General features: G+C 74.1%; 15 protein-coding genes. 6 read left to right on the forward strand and 9 right to left on the reverse strand.

What is annotated here, in order from left to right:
* Nucleotides 1-12: 12 nt before the first annotated feature.
* The 6 genes from RNC47_RS07220 to RNC47_RS07245 form a co-directional block, all read right to left on the reverse strand.
* The gene (locus tag RNC47_RS07220; protein ID WP_311596566.1) at nt 13-561 is read right to left on the reverse strand and encodes an RNA 2'-phosphotransferase; all 549 of its coding nucleotides are present in this window, start codon (nt 559-561) and stop codon (nt 13-15) included.
* Between the two features lie 71 nt (nt 562-632).
* Nucleotides 633-1,355: an ABC transporter permease gene (locus RNC47_RS07225; RefSeq protein ID WP_311596568.1), complete on the reverse strand. Its 723-nt coding sequence runs from the start codon at nt 1,353-1,355 to the stop codon at nt 633-635.
* Between the two features lie 14 nt (nt 1,356-1,369).
* Nucleotides 1,370-2,287 (reverse strand): ABC transporter ATP-binding protein, encoded by a 918-nt coding sequence (locus tag RNC47_RS07230; protein ID WP_311596570.1) that lies wholly within the window; start codon nt 2,285-2,287, stop codon nt 1,370-1,372.
* A 3-nt stretch (nt 2,288-2,290) separates the two neighbouring features.
* The gene (locus RNC47_RS07235; RefSeq protein ID WP_311596573.1) at nt 2,291-3,181 is read right to left on the reverse strand and encodes an ABC transporter permease subunit; all 891 of its coding nucleotides are present in this window, start codon (nt 3,179-3,181) and stop codon (nt 2,291-2,293) included.
* Nucleotides 3,178-4,134, reverse strand: coding sequence for an ABC transporter ATP-binding protein (locus RNC47_RS07240; protein WP_311596674.1), 957 nt, complete (start codon nt 4,132-4,134; stop codon nt 3,178-3,180). Before RNC47_RS07240 ends, RNC47_RS07235 begins: the two co-directional genes overlap by 4 nt.
* A gap of 110 nt (nt 4,135-4,244) precedes the next feature.
* The gene (locus RNC47_RS07245) at nt 4,245-5,171 is read right to left on the reverse strand and encodes an LLM class flavin-dependent oxidoreductase (RefSeq protein WP_311596575.1); all 927 of its coding nucleotides are present in this window, start codon (nt 5,169-5,171) and stop codon (nt 4,245-4,247) included.
* 125 nt (nt 5,172-5,296) lie between these two features.
* Here RNC47_RS07245 and RNC47_RS07250 point away from each other — a divergent pair, with 125 nt between their 5' ends.
* The gene (locus tag RNC47_RS07250) at nt 5,297-6,190 is read left to right on the forward strand and encodes an HAD hydrolase family protein (protein ID WP_394814723.1); all 894 of its coding nucleotides are present in this window, start codon (nt 5,297-5,299) and stop codon (nt 6,188-6,190) included.
* Between the two features lie 16 nt (nt 6,191-6,206).
* Here the strand turns inward: RNC47_RS07250 and RNC47_RS07255 are convergent, their stop codons facing one another.
* The 3 genes from RNC47_RS07255 to RNC47_RS07265 form a co-directional block, all read right to left on the reverse strand.
* Nucleotides 6,207-7,148 carry a hypothetical protein gene (locus RNC47_RS07255; protein ID WP_311596576.1) on the reverse strand — a complete coding sequence of 314 codons (942 nt, stop codon included), beginning with the start codon at nt 7,146-7,148 and terminating at the stop codon, nt 6,207-6,209.
* Between the two features lie 198 nt (nt 7,149-7,346).
* Nucleotides 7,347-8,318 (reverse strand): metallophosphoesterase, encoded by a 972-nt coding sequence (locus tag RNC47_RS07260; RefSeq protein WP_311596578.1) that lies wholly within the window; start codon nt 8,316-8,318, stop codon nt 7,347-7,349.
* A 126-nt stretch (nt 8,319-8,444) separates the two neighbouring features.
* Entirely contained in the window at nt 8,445-9,680 is a 1,236-nt protein-coding gene (locus RNC47_RS07265) for a LacI family DNA-binding transcriptional regulator (protein WP_311596581.1), read from the reverse strand.
* A gap of 325 nt (nt 9,681-10,005) precedes the next feature.
* Here RNC47_RS07265 and hisC point away from each other — a divergent pair, with 325 nt between their 5' ends.
* The 5 genes from hisC to RNC47_RS07290 all read left to right on the forward strand — a co-directional run bounded on the left by hisC (nt 10,006) and on the right by RNC47_RS07290 (nt 19,100).
* Nucleotides 10,006-11,124, forward strand: a complete 1,119-nt coding sequence (gene hisC / locus RNC47_RS07270) for a histidinol-phosphate transaminase (RefSeq protein WP_311596584.1) — start codon at nt 10,006-10,008, stop codon at nt 11,122-11,124.
* Between the two features lie 159 nt (nt 11,125-11,283).
* Nucleotides 11,284-12,792 carry a cytochrome ubiquinol oxidase subunit I gene (locus RNC47_RS07275; RefSeq protein ID WP_311596586.1) on the forward strand — a complete coding sequence of 503 codons (1,509 nt, stop codon included), beginning with the start codon at nt 11,284-11,286 and terminating at the stop codon, nt 12,790-12,792.
* Between the two features lie 12 nt (nt 12,793-12,804).
* Complete coding sequence (gene cydB / locus RNC47_RS07280) at nt 12,805-13,800, forward strand: cytochrome d ubiquinol oxidase subunit II (RefSeq protein WP_311596587.1); 996 nt, start codon at nt 12,805-12,807, stop codon at nt 13,798-13,800.
* A gap of 13 nt (nt 13,801-13,813) precedes the next feature.
* The gene (gene cydD, locus RNC47_RS07285) at nt 13,814-17,536 is read left to right on the forward strand and encodes a thiol reductant ABC exporter subunit CydD (RefSeq protein WP_311596589.1); all 3,723 of its coding nucleotides are present in this window, start codon (nt 13,814-13,816) and stop codon (nt 17,534-17,536) included.
* A 13-nt stretch (nt 17,537-17,549) separates the two neighbouring features.
* Nucleotides 17,550-19,100 (forward strand): sensor histidine kinase, encoded by a 1,551-nt coding sequence (locus RNC47_RS07290; RefSeq protein ID WP_311596591.1) that lies wholly within the window; start codon nt 17,550-17,552, stop codon nt 19,098-19,100.
* Nucleotides 19,101-19,112 lie beyond the last annotated feature (12 nt).

Here is a 19,112-nt window from a genome sequence, read left to right on the forward strand (position 1 = left end):
GGCCTCGCGGATTCAGCCGGGGAAGCGGAGGAACGCGGCCGGCACGGCCTCCGTGAGCCACACCCCGTTGTCGCTGCGCCAGAACACGTGGCCGGCGGCGTGCATCGCGCCCGCCTCGACCGGCAGCACCACGGGCCGGCCGCGCCTGGCCCCGACCCGGGTGGCGGTCTCCCGGTCCGGCGACAGGTGCACGTGCTGCCTGCGCATGGGGCGCAGGCCCTCCGCCCTGATGCCCGGCAGGCTGGCGGCCACCGTGCCGTGGTAGAGCCGGGCGGGCGGCGCCAGCGGGGCGAGGCCCAGGTCCACCTCGATGGTGTGGCCCTGGCTGGCCCTGATGCGCCGGCCGGTGGGGTCGACCGCGAAGCGCCGCTTGTCGTTCCTGGCGACCACCTCGTCGAGCTGGGCCCGGCTGACCCGCATCCCGCGCCGCCCGCAGGCGGCGAGCAGCTCGTCGATGTCGGCCCAGCCGCCCTCGTCGAGGACCAGGCCGATCCGGCCGGGATCGTGCCGCAGGTGGCGGGCGAGGTACTTCGAGATCTTCTTGATGGTTCGTTCGTCCATTACGGCCAGGATGGCGCGTGGGGCGGCGGCCGGTCTCCCGGTTTTCCGTGGGCGGCCGCCGCCCGGTGGGCTCAGCGCTCGCCGGCGATGGTGAGCACGGCCAGCCGCCGGGCCGAGTACCAGGTGCCGAGCGCGGTGGCCACGGTCAGCAGCACCAGCGCGGTGCCCAGCGAGACGTCCGAGGTGATGTCGGCGCCGGGCCCGGCTATCCGCTCGGCGATGGCCGTGGCCCACTGCTGGATGCTCAGCGTCCGCGCGCCGGGCACCACGTTGCCGAACAGCGTCTCCCAGACCAGGGCGTAGACCAGGCCGAAGACCACCGCGTTCCTCGAGACGGTGCCGAGCAGCAGGAACACGGCGCTGTACGCGACGGAGGCGACGGCCGCCGCCACCGCGTAGGCGCCGGCGATGGTCTGGCTGTTGCCGTTGAGGATGAAGCCGGCGAGCAGGATCGGCACCGTGGTGAAGGCCAGGGTGACGCCGATGGCGACCAGCAGCTTGGTGGTGATGATGGTGCGCCGGTCCAGCGGTTTGGAGAGCAGGTAGACGATCGAGCCGTCGTCGATCTCCGGGGCGATCGCCCCGGTGCCGGCGATCACGCCGATCAGCGGCACCATCGAGGCGAGCGCGAAGCCGCCGAGGATCTCGGTGGCCGCGCGGTCGTCCGCGCCGTTGAGCAGGCGCACCGCGACGGCGATGACCAGCAGCAGCGCCGGCAGGGCGCTCAGGATCAGCGCGCGGCGGCGGCCGAGCAGGGCCCGGTAGGTGAGCCGGGCGACGGTCGGGTTGTACATCGCGATCGGGCTCCTTACGCGCTGACCAGGTAGGAGAAGACGCTCTCCAGCGACTCGTCCGAGGGCGAGACGGTGAGCAGCCGGACGCCGTGCTCGCGGGCGAGCAGCGGGAGCCGGGTGGTGAAGCGGAGGAAGTCGACCGCCTGCACCCGCAGCGCGTTCTCCGCGGGGTCGAACTCGATGCCGCTGGTGGACGGGTCCGCTATGAGCGCCGCCGCCAGCGCCCGGTCGTCGCTCGACCGGACGAGGTAGCGGTGCGGGCGGTCCGTCATCAGCCGGCGGATCCGCCGGTAGTCGCCCGAGGCCGCGTGCCGGCCGGCCACGACGACCTCGATGTGGGTGGCGAGCTGCTCGACCTCCTCCAGGATGTGCGAGGAGAACAGCACGGTGCGCCCCTCCTCGCCCATCCGCCGGAGCAGCTCCATCAGGTGCATGCGCTGCCGCGGGTCCATGCCGTTGAACGGCTCGTCGAGCAGCAGCACCGACGGCTGGTGCACCAGCGCCGAGGCCATCTTGACGCGCTGCCGCATGCCCTTGCTGTAGGTGGAGACGCGACGGTCGGCGGCGGCGGTCATCTCGACCGTCTCCAGGGCGGCGCGGGCCGCCGCGCCCGGGTCGGGCAGGCCGTGCAGCTCGGCGTTGGCCAGCACGAACTCGCCGCCGGTGAGGTAGTCGTACATGCCCTCGCGCTCGGGGACCAGGCCGATCTGCCGGTACGCCTCGGGGTTGCGCCAGATGGGCCGGTCGTCGAGCGTGACGGCGCCGGCCGAGGGCGCGAGGAAGCCGCTCATCATGTGGATCAGCGTCGACTTGCCGGCGCCGTTGGGCCCGAGCAGGCCGGTGACGCCGGGGGAGATGTCCATGGTGATGTCGTTGACCGCGACCACGTTGCCGAACCAGCGGGAGGTCTTGGAGATGTGAATGGTGGTCATGGCCTACAGACCGGCCTTCCGGTAGCGGCGGACCAGCAGCACGTAGCTCAGGGCCGCGAGACCGACGGTGACGAGGAGGTACGCGACGCCGGCCGCGGTGGACGGGTCCTGCTCGCCGGGGAAGCCGCTGCTGCCGCCGAGGAACGTGGACTGCAGCCCGTCGATCAGGGTGCCGGGCGAGAAGAGGCCGAGCCAGCCGACGGCCTCGGACTCGCCCTGCTCGCTCGCGATCGCCTGGACCGCCGTGACGGCGACGAAGGGGATGGTCAGCACCGCGATGATGGCCGCCACGCCGAAGCCGCGCCGCGGGGTGCGGGCGGCCACCACGAGGGCGAGGCCGGCGTGTGTGACGGCCAGCACGGCGGTGGTCACCAGGCCGAGCAGGTAGCCCTCGGTCTGGTCGGCGAAGCCGAGCTCGGCGAGCAGGCCGCCGGCGTAGGCGATGGTGAGCGGGACCGCGACGAAGAGGAAGAGGGCCGCGGAGAGCGCCGCGAACTTGGCCCGCACGTAGTCGGTGGGGGTCATGGGGCGCGAGAAGTAGAGCGGGATGGTGCGGAACCGCAGGTCGAGGGAGACCATCTGGGGCGCGGCGAGCGCGATGTAGAGGCCGAGGATCGGCTGCAGCGAGAGGCCGTACCCCTGGTACTCGATGGGCATCTCGTCGAGCCCGGAGAGCGTCGCGACGGCCACCATCACCACGGCGGGCATGCACATCACGGCGAACAGGCTGAACGGCAGCACCTTGGAGCGGGCCGAGCGGCCGAGGCCGAAGGCTCCGCGCAGCGAGTGCGAGAAGAGCGCGAGCCGCGCGTGGCCCGGGCCGAGCCGCTCGCCCTCGTACCGGCGGTAGCCGATGTTGTGGATCCGCGCGTCCTGCGCGGCGGACGGGGTCACGGCTGTGCCTCCTGGAAGAGCTCGGCGATGCGGTGGCGGCGCTGCTCCATGCGCACCAGGCCGAGGCCGAGCTCGGCCACGGCGTCCCGCACGGTGTCGTAGACGTCCTCGTCGGCGGCCTCCACCAGCAGCAGGTGGCCGGGGGCCGGGGCGGCGTCGAGGCCGCGGGCGGTCAGCGCGGCGCGCAGCGCGGCCGCGCCGTCCGGGTGGGTGTCGGAGTCGGTGACCTCGACGGCCAGCGAGGCGGTGGCCTCGGTGAAGCTGGCCGTGGTCTGGGAGCGCAGCAGCCGGCCACCGTCGATGACGACGATGTGGTCGCTGGTGCGCTCGAGCTCGCCGAGCAGGTGGGAGGTGACGAGGACCGAGATGCCGAAGTCGCTGTGGATGCGGCGGATCAGGCCCAGCATCTCGTCCCGGCCGGCGGGGTCGAGCCCGTTGGTCGGCTCGTCGAGCAGGACGAGCCGGGGGTCGTGCACCAGCGCCTGGGCGAGCTTGACGCGCTGCTTCATGCCCGTCGAGTAGCCGCCCATGGGCCGGTACCGCTCCTCGTAGAGCCCGACGTGGCGGAGCGTGTCCGCGGTGCGCTCGCGGGCCGCCGTGCGCGGCAGCCCGGACATCCGGCCCATGTGCACCACGAACTCGGTGGCCGACACGTCGGGCGGGAGGCAGTCGTGCTCCGGCATGTAGCCGACCTGCTCGCGGATGGCCCCGCCCTCCGACTCGGCGTCGTGGCCCAGCACCCGGGCGGAGCCCTCGGTGGCCGGGGCGAGCCCGAGCAGGATCTTGATCAGGGTCGACTTGCCCGCGCCGTTGGCCCCGACGAGGCCCGTGACGCCCGGGCCGATGTCCACCGAGAGGCCGTCGAGGGCGGTGACCTTGGGGTACCGCTTGGTCAGGCCCCTGGTGCTGATGACGCTCGCCCCGGCCCCGCTCGCCGGGCCGGCGGTCCCCATACTCGTAGTCACGCTCACGGGTAAGAAACTAGTGGGCGTCGCCGGGTGCGCGCGTCACCCTTTGGTAGCTCTTTCCCCCTACCTTGTGCATAGGCCGACCGGGTGAGCCCCTAGGGGACGGTGACCTGGGTGACGATCCGCTCGAAGACAGCCTGGTCGGTGGCGAAGACCGAGTCCGGCACGGGCCAGTGCAGCACGACCTCGGTGAAGCCGAGCCGGGCGCAGGTGCCCGCGTACTCCGCGAACGCGTCGACCGAGGCGAGCGGCGAGACGCCGTGCGGCGCGAAGGCGCTGGTGTCGAGCAGCACCCGGCCGAGCGTCGACGGCTCGCGCCCGATCTCCTCGCAGACGCTCTCCAGGCGCTCGACCTGGCGCGCCAGCGACCGGTAGAAGCCGGCCGCCGTGGAGCCGGCCGAGGCCGGGTCGCCGGTGGTCACCCACGCCTGGCCGTGCCGGGCGGCGAGCCGCATGCCGCGGGGCCCGGTGGCGGCCACCGCGAAGGGCAGCCGGGGACGCTGGACGCAGCCCGGCACGTTGCGGACCTCGTGGGCGGCGTAGAAGTCGCCCTGGTACGAGACGCCGCCGCTGCCGCCCTCGCTGAGCAGCAGGTCGAGCAGGCCGACGAACTCGCCGAACCGGTCGGCGCGCTCCCGGGGCGGCCACGCCTCGTTGCCGAGGGCGGTGGCGTCGAAGCCGGTGCCGCCCGCGCCGATGCCCAGCGTCACCCGGCCGTCCGAGACGTCGTCCAGCGTGATCAGCTCCTTGGCCAGGGTGACCGGGTGCCGGAAGTTGGGCGAGGTGACCAGGGTGCCGAGGCGGAGCCGCTCGGTGACGGCCGCGGCGGCGGTCAGCGTGGGTATGGCGCCGAACCAGGCGCGGTCGCGGAAGCTGCGCCAGGAGAGGTGATCATAGGTGTACGCGGTGTGGAACCCGAGTTCCTCGGCGCGCTGCCAGGTTCGCCGGCCCTCGGTCGACCAGCGGTACACGGGCAGGATCACGGTGGACAGTCGCAGGGGAAGCGCCGACGAGACAGCCATGAGCAGCAAGCGTAGGCCCTTTCACGCCAGCCTTGCGCCGCTTCCCGACAGGTTCCGGGCGCAGTCGGAGCGTCTCACATCCGAGTGAGCTGTCGCACGAATGTGCCTGCATATGCTGATGGACTGTGCCCACACCCTCCCCCGCACCCTCGCCCGCCCTCCTCCACGCCCGGGGCCCCGCACCCACGGTCCCCCCGATACCGGCAGGGCTCCGCCCCCGGCTGATCGCCACCGACCTCGACGGCACGCTGCTGCGCGAGGACAAGACCGTCTCGCCCCGCACCGTCGCCGCGCTGGCCGCCGCCGAGGCCGCCGGCATCCACGTCATCTTCGTCACCGGCCGGCCCGCCCGCTGGATGGGCCCGGTCCGCGACCACGTGCCGGCGCACGGCCTGGCCATCTGCGGCAACGGCGCGGCCGTCGTCGACCTGCGCCGCGGCGGCGAACTCGTCGCCACGCGCCCGCTGCCGCTCGACAACGCCCTCGCCATCGTGCGCGCCCTGCGCGCCACCGCGCCCGGGGTGGCGTTCGCCGTCGAGCGCGCCGGCGGCTTCCACCACGAGCCCGGCTACGCGCCGATGGTCGCCGACCCCGCGTCCCGGGTGGCGCCCGCCGAGGCACTGCTCTCCGCCGACCCGGCGTTCGGCGGCCAACCGGTGCTGAAGCTGCTCGCCCACCACGGCGACCTCGACCCGGACGAGTTCCTGGCGCTCGGCCGCGCGGTGGCCGGCGAGCACGGCGAGTTCACCCGCTCCAACCCGAACGCGCTGCTGGAGATCAGCGGCCCGGGCGTCAGCAAGGCCAGCACGCTCGCGGGCCGCTGCCGCGAGCTGGGTGTCGACCAGACCGAGGTGGTGGCGTTCGGCGACATGCCCAACGACCTGGCCATGCTCGGCTGGGCGGGCACCGCCTACGCCATGGCCAACGCCCACCCGGCGGTGCTGGCCGCGACGCCGCACCACACGCTCTCCAACGACCAGGACGGCGTGGCCCGGGTGATCGAGGGCCTCCTGTCCTGAACCCGCCGCCTGGCTGCTAGTCGGAGTCCCTGGGGCCGCCGAAGTCCGGGCTCGCGTAACCGGGGCGGGCGGGGGGCTCGTCCTCGCCCGCGGCCGGGCTCGTGAAGTCGGGGCTGCCGAAGTCAGGACCCGAGAACTCCGGGCTCGCGAACCGCGGATCGGTGAGCTCGTCCTCGCTCTCCGCCGGGCTGGTGAACGCCGGGCTGCCGAACTCGGGCCCGGAGAACCGCGGGTGGCCGTAGCGCGGCCGCGTCCGCGGCGCGGCGCCGGTCGAGCTGGAGAAGTCGGGGCTCGAGAAGCGCGGGCTGGAGAACCGTAGGCGCGGCGTGCGCCCCTGCGGGTGGTGCTGACCGGCGGCAGCGCGCACGAACGGCACCACGCCTTCGTCGTGCAACGCGCGCCGCCACTCCTCGCGCGCCCGCGCCAGCTCCTCGGCCGGCGCCGAGGCCCGGATCGCGGTGGACGCGCCGTTCCGCGCCGCGGCGACCACCAGGCCGCCGAGCGCCACCAGCAGCCCGAACCCCGCCACCGCCGCGAACACCCAGCCCACCGCGCGCATCCGCTCGGCGATGCCCGGCTCGGGCTCCGCCAGCCGCAGCGCGTAGCCGAGCAGCAGGAAGACCACGGCGGCGATCGCGGACAGCACCGGCACCAGCGTGGTGACGACGGCCACAAGACCGACCCCGGCGGAACGTTCCTCCCCGCCGGGGGACGACGGTCTCGGACCCGGGCCGCCCCCGCCCGGCACCCCCGACGCCCGGCGGAGCGCGACCAGTCGGCGGTGCTCGTCCTCGGCGGCCGAGGCGATCTCCGGCAGCGCGTCCATCGCGAGCGACCGCACCCGGTCGACCTCGAAACGGTCGCCGCCGGCCGCCAGCCGGGCAGTCCGCAGCGCCTCGTCGAGGATCCGCTCGAAATCGGCCTGATCCTCCGGTGACAATCCGTCAGCGCTGTTCATATGCGTCCCCAGGGCCTCATGGGCAGCAAGCTGGTGAGCGGACCCCGATGGTAGAGCGCATCCGGCCCTTGTGACAGGGAATTCCGGAATTCGCCAAGACAATCGCGCCGCCCACCCCGACAGCTCTCCTCTGCCCGGCCACGCGGCCGAACACGCGGGACAACGCTCGGTGACGCCGGGGGAAACGGTCCCCGCCGGTTACTCGGGCAACGGCAGCCTTGCGACCAGCAGCTTTCCGGCCATGGTCACTCCGCCGTCCATGGCGATGGCGAGCGAATCGGCGTACACGTGCGGACCGCGCACGCCCGGCGCGCTTTCCTCACCCTCCGCGCCCTCCGACTCGGCGTCCGCGCCCCCGAGTCCCTCGCCCGTCAGGTACGGGATGGGGCTGTGGCCGTGCACCACCCGCTTGCCGCCATAGGTGTCGAGCAACTCCCGCACCGCCTGCGGCCCGTCCTCGTCGCGGAAGGCGAACCGCTTGGTGAACTTGCGGAACAGCTCCCAGGTCTCCTCCACGCTGTTGCGCTGGAGCGCCTGCCAGATCGCGTCGTTGACGTCGTCGACGGTGCCGCCGTAGTCGAGGTAGGCCGTGGTGTCCGAGTGGAGCAGCAGGTGGCCGTCGGCCAGGGCCATCGAGTCGAGCCTGGACATCCACTGGACGTGGTGGTCCTGCAGCCGCTCCATGTCGGTGCGCTGACCGCCGTTCAGCAGCCAGGCGGCCTGGAACGAGGCGGTGCCGGCGGCCGACTCGACGGGGGTGTCGCCGAACCGGCTGGCGCCGATCAGCAGCAGCTCGTGGTTGCCGAGCAGGGCCTTGCAGTAGCCGCCGGCCGCCGCGGCCTCGGCGGAGAGTCGCATCACCAGGTCGAGCACGCCCACGCCGTCGGGGCCGCGGTCGGTGAAGTCGCCGAGGAACCACAGCCGGGCGTTGCCCGCGGCCCAGTTGTCCGAGGCGTCCGTCAGGCCGGCCTCGCGCAACGCGGCGCGCAACTCGTCGAGGTAGCCGTGGACGTCACCGACCACGTAGAGCGGACCCGCCCCCTCGATCACGGGGAGATCCGGCTCCGTGGGCGTGTAGAGATCATCCTCCGGACCACCCACGCGACCCGGGTCCGCGGGCTGGTCCACGCCGTGCCACTCCTCCGGTGCCTGGCCGGCCCCCTGAGTCATCGACCCCTCCACCACTACGCGCCGTCTTCACCGCCTGCAGGGCCTGCCTGGCGGGCCAGGTCCCGGTGCCGTTCGCCCATCATAGGAATCCGGGCCCCCAGTTGTGACACACCTGTCTATCGGAATCTACTGGTCAGCGGCAGGGGGTGTGCGAGGGGCCGTCACCCTGACGGCGCCCACGCGGTCGCCGGGGACCTGGAGCTGACGCCGGGGCGGGCGCGCGGGCGAGGGGGACGCGGTGGCGGACGGCGCCGGCGAGGGCACCCGCCGGGCGGCCGGGCGTTGGGAGGAGGTGCGCACGATCAGCTCGGTCGGCATCACACGGTGGACCGCCTCGGGCGCGGGCGCGGCGGCGGGGGCGCGCCCGGCGGCGCTCTCGATGGCGTCGATGAGCAGTTGGATCACGGTGGTGCCGATGCGGCCCGGCTTGAGCGAGAGGGTGGTGACGGGCGGCTCGGTGCTGGCGTAGACGCTCGACTCGCTGCAGCAGACGATCAACAGGTCGTCGGGGACCCCCAGGCCGTAGCGGCGGGCGGCGGCCAGCAGGTCGGTGCCGTTGGGGTCGAAGAGGCCGTAGACCGCGTCCGGCCGGTCGGCGCGGGCCAGCAGCCGGTCGGCGGCGACGGCGCCCGCGCAGGGGTCGTGCGCGGGGTACGCCTCGTAGACCGGGTCCTGGCCGTTGCGCTCGCACCAGTTGAGGTAGGCGGTGGTGGAGAGCCGCGTGTAGGTGTCGGTGCTGGTGCCGGTGAGCAGGCCGATCCGGCGGGCGCCGGCGGCGGCGAGGTGGTCGAGCAGGTCGGTGACGGCGGCCTCGTGGTCGTTGTCCACCCAGGCGGTGACGGGCAGGCTGCCGCCGGGCCGGCCGTCGGAGACCACCGGGATGCCCTGCCTGACCAGCTCGCTGACCACCGGGTCGTGGTCGGAGGGGTCGATGACCACGGTGCCGTCGAGCGCGACGTTGGACCAGACGTCGAAGTCGCGGTGCTGGGAGGCGGCGGGCAGGATGACCAGCGCGTAGCCCCGGGCGAGCGCGGCCGAGGTGGCGGCCCTGACCATCTCGGCGAAGTAGGCGAACTCGGTGAAGGTGAACGGTTCTTCGCCGTAGGTGGTGACCGTGAGCCCGATCAGCCCCGACTTCCCGGTGCGCAGGGTGCGGGCGGCGGCGGACGGCCGGTAGCCGAGGCGGTCGGCCACGGTGCGCACGTGGCGGCGGGTGACCTCGGGGAGCCGGCCCTTCCCGTTGAGCGCGTCGGAGACAGTCGTGATCGAGACACCGGCGGCCGCGGCGACCTCTCGGATGCCGGCCCGCCTGCTTGTCCGGCGACCGGATGACCGGCTCACCTGATGCTTCGCTGCTGTCATGGCGACCTGATGTTAGGCCCGGGCCGGGGTGGGTGCCGCTGGTCGCGGCGAGCTGCACGACGGCACGATTCAGCAAGGACGAAAGGGATATGAGCCTTCGTTAGCCAGGCCATCGGGCCGCCCGAGGACGCCTTTACCGGGTGCGAGGGGGCGCGTTCACCGGCGCGAGCACGGAATTCAACAGGCCCCGCATCACCCTCACGGGGAAGGCGCGCCAGGGCGCTCGCCATGGGCGCGAATCCGCCGCCGAGCGCGCCCGGGCCGGCGGGATCCCCCTTTCGAGGGGTCTCCTCAAAAGATCGAGGGGCCTCATAGGGTGGGAAGCGTGACGACCGCATCTTCTCAGGACCCCGCCGCCTCCCGGCCCGCAGGACCGCGGCTGCGCCCGGCGCTGGACGGCATCCCGGCCTATGTGCCGGGCCGCGCGGCCGGGCAGGGCTCGGTCTCGTTCAAGCTGTCCTCGAACGAGAACCCGTACCCGCCGCTGCCCGGGGTGCTCGAGACCGCCGTGGCCGCGGCCGGCTCGCTCAACCGCTACCCGGACATGACGTGCTCGGCGCTGCTGGCCGAGCTGGCCGAGCGGTTCGACGTGCCGGTGTCGCACCTGGCCACCGGCACCGGCTCGGTGGGGGTGGCCCAGCAGCTGCTGCAGGCGACGGCGGGCCCGGGCGACGAGGTCGTCTACGCGTGGCGGTCGTTCGAGGCGTACCCGATCATCACCCAGATCGCGGGGGCGACGTCGGTCCGGGTACCGCTGACGGCGGGCGAGGAGCACGACCTGGACGCGATGGCCGACGCGATCACCGAGCGGACCCGTCTGGTCTTCGTCTGCACGCCCAACAACCCCACGGGCACGGCGCTCTCCCGGGCGGCGCTGACCCGCTTCCTCGACCGGGTGCCGAGCGACGTGCTGGTGGTGCTCGACGAGGCGTACCGGGAGTTCGTGCGGGACCCGGCCGTGCCGGACGGCATCGAGCTGTACCGGGACCGGCCGAACGTCTGCGTGCTGCGGACCTTCTCCAAGGCGTACGGCCTGGCCGGGCTGCGGGTGGGCTTCGCCGTGGCGCACGAGCCGGTGGCGGCGGCGCTGCGGAAGACGGCCGTGCCGTTCGGGGTGAGCCAGATCGCGCAGGACGCGGCGATCGCCTCGCTGCGGAGCGAGGCGGCGCTGCTGGAGCGGGTGGACGCGCTGGTCGGCGAGCGGGAGCGGGTGACGGCCGAGCTGGCGGCGCAGGGGTGGACGGTGCCGCCCTCGCAGGCGAACTTCGTGTGGCTGCGCCTCGGCGAGGCGACGGCGGAGTTCGCGGCGGCCTGCGAGGGGGTGGGCATCACGGTGCGCCCGTTCGCCGGCGAGGGCGCCCGCGTGACGATCGGGGAGCGGGCGGCGAACGACCTGCTGCTGCGCACGACGGCGGCCTTCCGCCGGGAGCGCGTGCCGGACTGATTCCGGTTTGGGGACCCCGGCCGCAGGGCGGTCGGGCGCGTGTTCCATAATGGCTTGTGAATGTGAATACGTTCACAAGGTCGGGAGCACTGGTCGCCCGGCCCTGGAGCTCGGCCCGCGCGCGGCAGGCGCCACGCGCATCGCGGAGGAGAAAGAACCGTGGATCTCGCTCTCGCACCGGAGACGCTGGCGCGGTGGCAGTTCGGCATCACCACCGTCTACCACTTCCTCTTCGTCCCCCTCACCATCTCCCTGGCCTCCCTCACCGCCGGGCTGCAGACCGCCTGGGTGCGCACCAGGAACGAGAAGTACCTCAGGGCCACCAAGTTCTGGGGCAAGCTCTTCCTGATCAACATCGCGATGGGCGTGGTCACCGGCATCGTGCAGGAGTTCCAGTTCGGCATGAACTGGTCGGACTACTCCCGCTTCGTCGGAGACGTCTTCGGCGCGCCGCTCGCCTTCGAGGCGCTGATCGCCTTCTTCTTCGAGTCCACCTTCATCGGCCTGTGGATCTTCGGCTGGGACAAGCTGCCGCCCAAGCTGCACCTGGCCACCATATGGACCGTGGCGGTGGGCACCGTGATCTCCGCCTACTTCATCCTGGCCGCCAACTCCTGGATGCAGCACCCCGTCGGCTACCGCATCAACGAGGAGTCGGGCCGGGCCGAGCTCACCGACTTCTGGCACGTGCTGACCCAGAACACCGCCGTGGCCCAGTTCGCGCACACCATCACGGCCGCCTTCCTCACCGGCGGCGCGTTCATGGTCGGCATAGCCGCCTACCACCTGATGCGCCGCCGGCACACCGCCGTGATGCGCACCTCGCTGCGGGTGGGGCTGATCACCATGGTGGTCGCCGGTCTGCTGACCGCCGTCTCGGGCGACCGGCTCGGCAAGATCATGTACGAGCAGCAGCCGATGAAGATGGCCTCGGCCGAGGCCCTGTGGGACACCGAGGCGCCCGCGCCGTTCTCGATCTTCGCCATCGGCGACGTGGACAAGGGCCACAACGTGGTGGCGTTCGAGGTGCCGGGGCTGCTCTCCTTCCTCGCCCACGACAACTTCTCCGACCCGGTGCCCGGCATCAACGACACCAACGAGGCGCTCCAGGAGCAGTACGGGCCCGGCGACTACCGGCCCAACATCCCGCTGGCCTACTGGAGCTTCCGCTGGATGATCGGCTTCGGCATGGCCTCCGCCACGCTCGGCGCGGCCGGCCTCTGGCTCACCCGCCGGCGCCTGTGGCTCGACGAGAGCCTCCGCACCGGCGAGGACGAACGGCCGCGGCTCGCGCTCACCAGGAAGCGGGAGCTCCCCCACCTGCTGACCCGCTGGTACTGGCGGCTCGCCGTGCTCACCATGCTCTTCCCGCTGATAGCCAACGCCTGGGGCTGGATCTTCACCGAGACGGGCCGACAACCGTGGGTGGTCTACGGACTGCTGAAGACGGAGGCGGCCGTCTCGCCCGGGGTCTCCCAGGTCGAGGTGCTCATCTCGCTGCTGGTCTTCACCACCCTCTACGCGGTGCTCGCGGTGATCGAGGTGCGGCTGATGGTCAAGTACGCCAAGGCGGGGCCGCCCGAGCTCACCGAGTCCGACCTCAATCCCCCCAGCAGGATCGGCGGGGACGACCCCGCCGCCGACCGCCCCATGGCGTTCTCGTACTGAGGAGTTGGCCCGATGAGTCTTCCCGAACTCTGGTTCGTCATCATCGCCGTGCTGTGGGTCGGCTACTTCTTCCTCGAAGGCTTCGACTTCGGCGTCGGCATCCTCACCGGCACCCTGGCCCGGAACCGCGCCGAGCGCCGGGTGCTGATCAACACCATAGGCCCGGTCTGGGACGGCAACGAGGTCTGGCTGATCTCCGCCGGCGGCGCCACCTTCGCGGCCTTCCCCGAGTGGTACGCCACCCTCTTCTCCGGCTTCTACCTGCCGCTGCTGGCCATCCTCGTCTGCCTGATCGTGCGCGGCGTGGCCTTCGAGTACCGGCACAAGCGGACCGAGGAGACCTGGCAGCGCAACTGGGAGCGGGCGATCTTCGTGACCTCCCTGACGGTCGCCTTCCTCTGGGGCGTGGCCTTCGCCAACATCGTGCGCGGGGTGCCGATCGACGCCGACTTCGAGTACGTCGGCGGCCTCCTGGACCTGTTCAACCCCTACGCGCTGCTGGGCGGCGTGCTGACCGTGGTGCTCTTCACCTTCCACGGGGCCGTGTTCACGGCGCTCAAGACGGTGGGGGACATCAGGACCAGGGCCCGCCGCGCCGCCGGCCTCCTCGGCCTGGCCACCGGCGCGCTGGCCGCCGTCTTCCTGCTGTGGACCCAGGCCGACAGCGGCAACGGCCGCAGCCTGGCGGCGCTGGTGGTCGTGGCCGCGGCGCTGGTCGCCGCGCTGCTGACCAACGCGGCGGGCCGGGAGGGATGGGCGTTCGTCTGCTCGGGGCTGCTCGTCGTGGCGGCGTTCACCGCGCTCTTCCTCGCGCTCTTCCCGAACGTGATGCCCTCCTCGCTCGACGCCGGCTGGAGCCTCACGGTCGAGAACGCCTCGTCGGCCCCCTATACCCTGCGCATCATGACCTGGTGCGCGGTCCTGGCCACCCCGGTGGTGCTGGTCTACCAGGGCTGGACCTACTGGGTGTTCCGCAAGCGCATAGGCACCCAGCACCTCGCCTCCTGAGAGTCACACGACCATGAGACCGATCGATCCCCGCCTGCTGCGCCACGCCCGGGCCACCAGGAGCTTCCTGGTCGCCTCGGTGGCGCTCGGCCTGGCGGGAGCGCTCCTGGTGATCGGGCAGGCGGTGCTGATCGCCGGCATCGTCACCGACGCCTTCGTGGCCGGGCTCGACGTCGCCGAGCTGCGCACCCCTCTGCTGCTGCTCGCGGCCACGGCGCTCGGGCGCGCGCTGGTGAGTTACCTCACCGAGCTCGCCGCGCACCGGGCCAGCGCGGCGGTGAAGTCGGAGCTGCGGACCCGCCTGCTCCAGCACGCGGCGGCGCTCGGCCCCGGCTGGCTCGCGGGCCGCACCACGGGCGAGCTGACGACGCTCGCCACCCGCGGGATCGACGCGCTGGACGGCTACTTCGCCCGCTATCTGCCGCAGCTGGGACTCGCGGTGGTGGTGCCGGTCGCGGTGCTGGCCAGGATCGTGACCGACGACTGGATCTCGGCCGCCACCATCGCCGGCACGCTGCCGCTGATCCCGCTCTTCATGGTGTTGATCGGCTGGGCGACGCAGGCCCACATGGACCGGCAGTGGCGGCAGCTGACCCGGCTCTCGGGCCACTTCCTCGACGTGGTGGCGGGCCTCGGCACGCTCAAGGTCTTCGGGCGGGCCAAGGCCCAGGCCGAGAACATCCGCGCCATCACCGCCGACTACCGGCGCGGCACGCTGCGCTCGCTGCGGATCGCGTTCCTGTCCTCGTTCGCGCTGGAGCTGCTGGCCACCATCTCGGTGGCGCTGGTCGCGGTGAGCATCGGCATGCGGCTGGTGCACGGCGAACTCGACCTCTACACCGGCCTGGTGGTGCTGATCCTGGCGCCGGAGGCGTATCTGCCGCTGCGCCAGGTGGGCACCCAGTTCCACGCGGCGCAGGAGGGCCTGTCGGCGGCCGAGGAGGTCTTCGCGGTGCTGGAGACCGAGCCGCCGGCGCGTGGCCGCGAGCCGGTGCCGGGGGAGGCGGCGGTCGAGATCGCCGTGGACGGCCTGGCGGTGCGCTACCCGGGTCGGACGGTGGACGCGCTCGCCCCCACCAGCCTGGTGGTCTCCCCCGGCGAGACGGTGGCCCTGACCGGCCCCTCGGGCGGCGGCAAGTCCTCGCTGCTGGCGGCCGTGCTCGGGTTCGTGACGCCGGCGGAGGGGCGGGTCCTGGTCGGCGGCCTGGACCTGACCACGCTCGACCTGGCCGAGTGGCACCGGCGGATCGCGTGGGTGCCGCAGCAGCCGCGGCTGTTCGCCGGCACGATCGCGGAGAACGTGCGGCTGGCCCGGCCGGAGGCGGACGACGCGGCGGTGGCGGCGGCGCTGCGGGACGCGGCGGCCGGCGACCTCGACCCGGGCCGGCGGCTCGGCGAGGGCGGCGCCGGCCTCTCGGCCGGCCAGCGGCAGCGGGTCGCGTTGGCCAGGGCCTTCCTCGCCGACCGGCCGATCCTGCTGCTCGACGAGCCGACGGCGGCGCTGGACGGCGAGACGGAGGCGGCGGTCGTCGCCGCGGTGCGGCGGCTGACGGAGGGCCGCACGGTCCTCCTGGTCACCCACCGCGAGGCGCTGCTGACCGCGGCCGATCGAGTGTTTCACGTGGAACCAGTTGCCTGGACGGCACCTTCGCCGACCACACCGGCCGGTCGCCTACCGGAGGGCGCCGCAGGCGCCCTGGCGGCGGCCGACGCCGACGACCGGCCTGCGGCCGGCCGCGCGGCGGGCGGGACCAGCGGATCGGCCGAACCGCCGCTGGGCGCGGCGGGCCGGCCTGCGGCCGGCGGCGCGGTGCCGGCGCTCCCCGCCGGCGGGACGCCGCGTGTGACGAGTGACGTCGGTCCGCTCAGCCCCACGCCCCGTGACCTCCCGGCCGGCCAGGCCGGCACGCTGCCCGCGCAGCGGGCGAACGCGCCGTCAGGCGAGGGCGCTGACGCGGCGCCCCAGGCGCCGGCGTTGGCCTGGGTGCGGGCCACCGCGAAACCGCAGGGGGGTCGGCTCGCGCTGGCCACGCTGCTCGGGGCGCTCGCGTTGGGGAGCGCCGTCGGGTTGATGGCCACGTCCGGCTGGCTGATCTCGCGGGCCTGGGAGCAGCCGCCGGTGCTCTATCTGATGGTCGCCGTCACCGCCACCCGCGCCTTCGGCATCGGGCGGGCGGTCTTCCGGTACGCCGAGCGGCTGCTCAGCCACGACGCGGTGCTGCGGATCCTCGCCGAGCTGCGGGTGACCGTCTACCGGCGTCTCGAACGGCTCGCACCCGCCGGGCTCGGTCGGGCCAGGCGCGGCGACCTGCTCTCCCGGCTGGTCGCCGACGTCGACGCGCTCCAGGACTACTTCCTGCGCTGGCTGCTGCCGGTCGCCGCCGCCGTCACCGTCGGCCTCGGCGCCGTCGGGTTCACCGCCTGGCTGTCGCCCGCGGCCGGCGCCGCCCTGGCCGTCGGGCTGCTGGCCGCCGGGCTCGGCGTCACCGCCCTGGCCGCCGCCCTCGCGCGCCGCACCGAGCGGCGGCTGGCGCCGGCCAGGGGCGAGCTCGCCACCGGAACCGTCGACCTGCTCACCGGCGTCGCCGAGCTGACCGTGGCCGGCGCGCTGCCCGCCCGCCAGGCGGCGCTGCGCGCGGCCGACCGTGAGCTCACCGGGCTCGCCGCCCGTTCCGCCGCCGTCACCGCGCTGGGCGCCGGCCTCACCACCCTGTTCACCGGCCTGACTGTCACCGCGGCCGCCGCGCTGGCCGTGCCCACCGTGGCGGACGGCGTCTGGCTGGCCTCCGCCGTCCTGGTTCCGCTGGCCGCCTTCGAGGCCGTCGCCGGCCTGCCGGGCGCCGCCCAACAGCGGCAGCGAGCGCGGCGGGCCGCCGAGCGGATCCGTGAGATCACCGAGGCGCAGGACCCGGTGCGGGAGCCGGCCGAGCCCGCGCCCGCGCCGCAGGACCCCTTCCCGCTGCGGCTGTGCGGGCTGACCGCCCGCCACCCGGGCGCGGCCGAGCCCGCGCTGCGCGACGTCGACCTGGAGCTGACCCCCGGGCGCCGGGTCGCCGTCGTCGGCCCCTCGGGCGCCGGCAAGACGACCCTCGCCCACTGCCTGCTGCGCCTCCTCGACCCGACCGCCGGCGCCTACACCCTGGGCCGGGACGACGCCACGACGCTGGCCGGCGACGACGTCCGCCGCCTGGTCGGCCTGTGCGCCCAGGACGCGCACATCTTCGACAGCACCCTGCGGGAGAACCTGCGTCTCGCCCGCCCCGACGCGGACGACCGCGCGCTGCGCGACGCGCTCGCCGCCGCCCGGCTGCTCGACTGGGTCGACGCCGAGCTGCCGGACGGCCTCGACACCCTGGTGGGGGAGTTCGGCGCCCGGCTCTCCGGCGGCCAGCGGCAGCGCCTCGCGCTGGCCAGGGCGCTGCTCGCCGACTTCCCGGTGCTGGTGCTCGACGAGCCGGCCGAGCACCTGGACCTGCCCACCGCCGACGCGCTCACCGCCGACCTGCTCGCCGCCACCGAGGGCCGCACCACCGTCCTCATCACGCACCGGCTCGCCGGCCTCGGCGGCGTGGACGAGGTGCTGGTGCTGGACGGCGGCCGGGTGGTGCAGCGCGGTCCGCACGCCGAGCTGGCGTCGGTCGACGGCCCGTTCCGGCGGATGCTGGAGCGGGAGGCCGCCACCCGGCCGGGCCCGGCGGGCACCCGGGACACGAGTTTCGCCCTGGTTCGGGAGTAACTATCCTCGGCTCATGCGGGAGCTGCCCCGCCTGCTGCGGGCCGTGGAGGCCATCGGCGGCGACATCGCGCCCCAGGCCGTGCCGGACCGGATCGTGCGGGCCGCGGCCGAGCTGGCGGACGCCCGCTACGCCGCCCTGGCCGTCCTCGACGAGGTGGGCGGCGCCGTCGGCCGCCTCGTCACGCACGGCGCGACCGCGCCGGACGATCCGGCCGGCCGCACCGAACCCCTGGTCGACGCCCTGCTGAACGGCGGCCCGCCGCCGCCGCTCTCCGTCCCGGTGCCGGTCCATGGCGCCACCTACGGCCTGCTCCAGGTGGCCGGCAAGCGCGGCGCCACGGCCGACGGCTTCACCGCCGAGGACCGGCAGCTGCTGCGGGTGCTGGCCACCGAGGCGGGCGCGGCCATCGGCAACGCCCGCCTCCACGAGGCCGTCCGGCAGCAGGCCCGCTGGATGGACGGCAGCCTGGAACTCACCGCCTCGCTGCTCTCCGCCGACGAGGACAACGCGCTGGCCGTCGTCGCCGAGCAGGCCCTGCGGCTGGCCGGCGCCGCCACCGGCGTCGTCCTCGTGCCGGCGGCCGACGGCTCAGGCGACATCGAGGCGGTGGCCGCGAGCGGCGAGGCCGCCGGCGGCGTGATCGGCACCACCGTCCCCGCCGACGCGCCGGCGCTGCGGCGGGCGCTGGGCGGCGAGCCCGTCGTCCTGGAGGAGCCGGCACCCGCGGAGCTCCCGCTGATCGCCGCCCCCACCGACCGGCAGGGCCCCACCATGCTCCTGCCGCTGGCCAGCGACGGCACCACGCTGGGCGCGCTGGTCATCTCCCGCACCCCGGGGTCCCCCGCCTACTCGGTGCCGGAACGCGCCCTGGCCACCCAGTTCGCCCAGCAGGCCGCGCTCGCCCTGCTGCTGGCGCGGGCGCGCCGGGACCGCGAGCAACTGGCCGTTCTGGAGGACCGCGACCGGATCGCGCGCGACCTGCACGACCTCGTCATCCAGCGGCTGTTCGCGGTCGGCATGGGGCTGGAGCGCGCCCGGCGGGCCGGTGACCGCGAGGAGGTCGCCCGGCGCATCGACCGCGCCACCGACGAACTCGACGCCACCGTCCAGGAGATCCGCACCACGATCTTCGCCCTCCAGCAGCCGCCAGAGGAGGCGCCGGCGGCCCTGCGCACCCGCGTGCTGCGCGAGACCGGCGCGGCCGCCGCCACCCTCGGCTTCCCGCCGTCCGTGACGTTCACCGGGCCCGTCGACGCGCTCGTCGGCGAGGAGACGGCGCGCCACCTGGTCGCGGCGCTGCGCGAGGCCCTGTCCAACGCCGCCAGGCACGCGGACGCCGGCCGCGTCGACGTGGTGGTCGACGCCACGGCCCGGCTCCCTGACGGGCGGGACGCGGTGCGGCTGACCGTCGCCGACGACGGCCGGGGGTTGCCGGCCGGGCGGCGGCGCAGCAGCGGGCTGCGCAACCTCACGCGGCGCGCCGAGTCACTCGGCGGTTCGGTCACCCTCGGCCCGGGCCCTGACGGTGCGGGCACCGCGGTGACGTGGCAGGCCCCACGCTGAGGCGCGAGGCGA

The sequence above is a fragment of the Streptomyces millisiae genome (assembly GCF_031845425.1).
In the GTDB taxonomy this organism is placed as follows: domain Bacteria; phylum Actinomycetota; class Actinomycetes; order Streptomycetales; family Streptomycetaceae; genus Streptomyces; species Streptomyces millisiae.

What these genes read in the sequence shown, in the direction of transcription:
- RNC47_RS07220 (WP_311596566.1), bottom strand. Translation starts at nt 561, where the DNA reads ATGGACGAACGAACCATCAAGAAGATCTCGAAGTACCTCGCCCGCCAC.
- RNC47_RS07225 (WP_311596568.1), bottom strand. Translation starts at nt 1,355, where the DNA reads ATGTACAACCCGACCGTCGCCCGGCTCACCTACCGGGCCCTGCTCGGC.
- RNC47_RS07230 (WP_311596570.1), bottom strand. Translation starts at nt 2,287, where the DNA reads ATGACCACCATTCACATCTCCAAGACCTCCCGCTGGTTCGGCAACGTG.
- RNC47_RS07240 (WP_311596674.1), bottom strand. Translation starts at nt 4,134, where the DNA reads ATGGGGACCGCCGGCCCGGCGAGCGGGGCCGGGGCGAGCGTCATCAGC.
- RNC47_RS07245 (WP_311596575.1), bottom strand. Translation starts at nt 5,171, where the DNA reads ATGGCTGTCTCGTCGGCGCTTCCCCTGCGACTGTCCACCGTGATCCTG.
- RNC47_RS07255 (WP_311596576.1), bottom strand. Translation starts at nt 7,148, where the DNA reads ATGAACAGCGCTGACGGATTGTCACCGGAGGATCAGGCCGATTTCGAG.
- RNC47_RS07260 (WP_311596578.1), bottom strand. Translation starts at nt 8,318, where the DNA reads ATGACTCAGGGGGCCGGCCAGGCACCGGAGGAGTGGCACGGCGTGGAC.
- RNC47_RS07265 (WP_311596581.1), bottom strand. Translation starts at nt 9,680, where the DNA reads ATGACAGCAGCGAAGCATCAGGTGAGCCGGTCATCCGGTCGCCGGACA.
- cydB (WP_311596587.1), top strand. Translation starts at nt 12,805, where the DNA reads ATGAGTCTTCCCGAACTCTGGTTCGTCATCATCGCCGTGCTGTGGGTC.
- cydD (WP_311596589.1), top strand. Translation starts at nt 13,814, where the DNA reads ATGAGACCGATCGATCCCCGCCTGCTGCGCCACGCCCGGGCCACCAGG.
- RNC47_RS07290 (WP_311596591.1), top strand. Translation starts at nt 17,550, where the DNA reads ATGCGGGAGCTGCCCCGCCTGCTGCGGGCCGTGGAGGCCATCGGCGGC.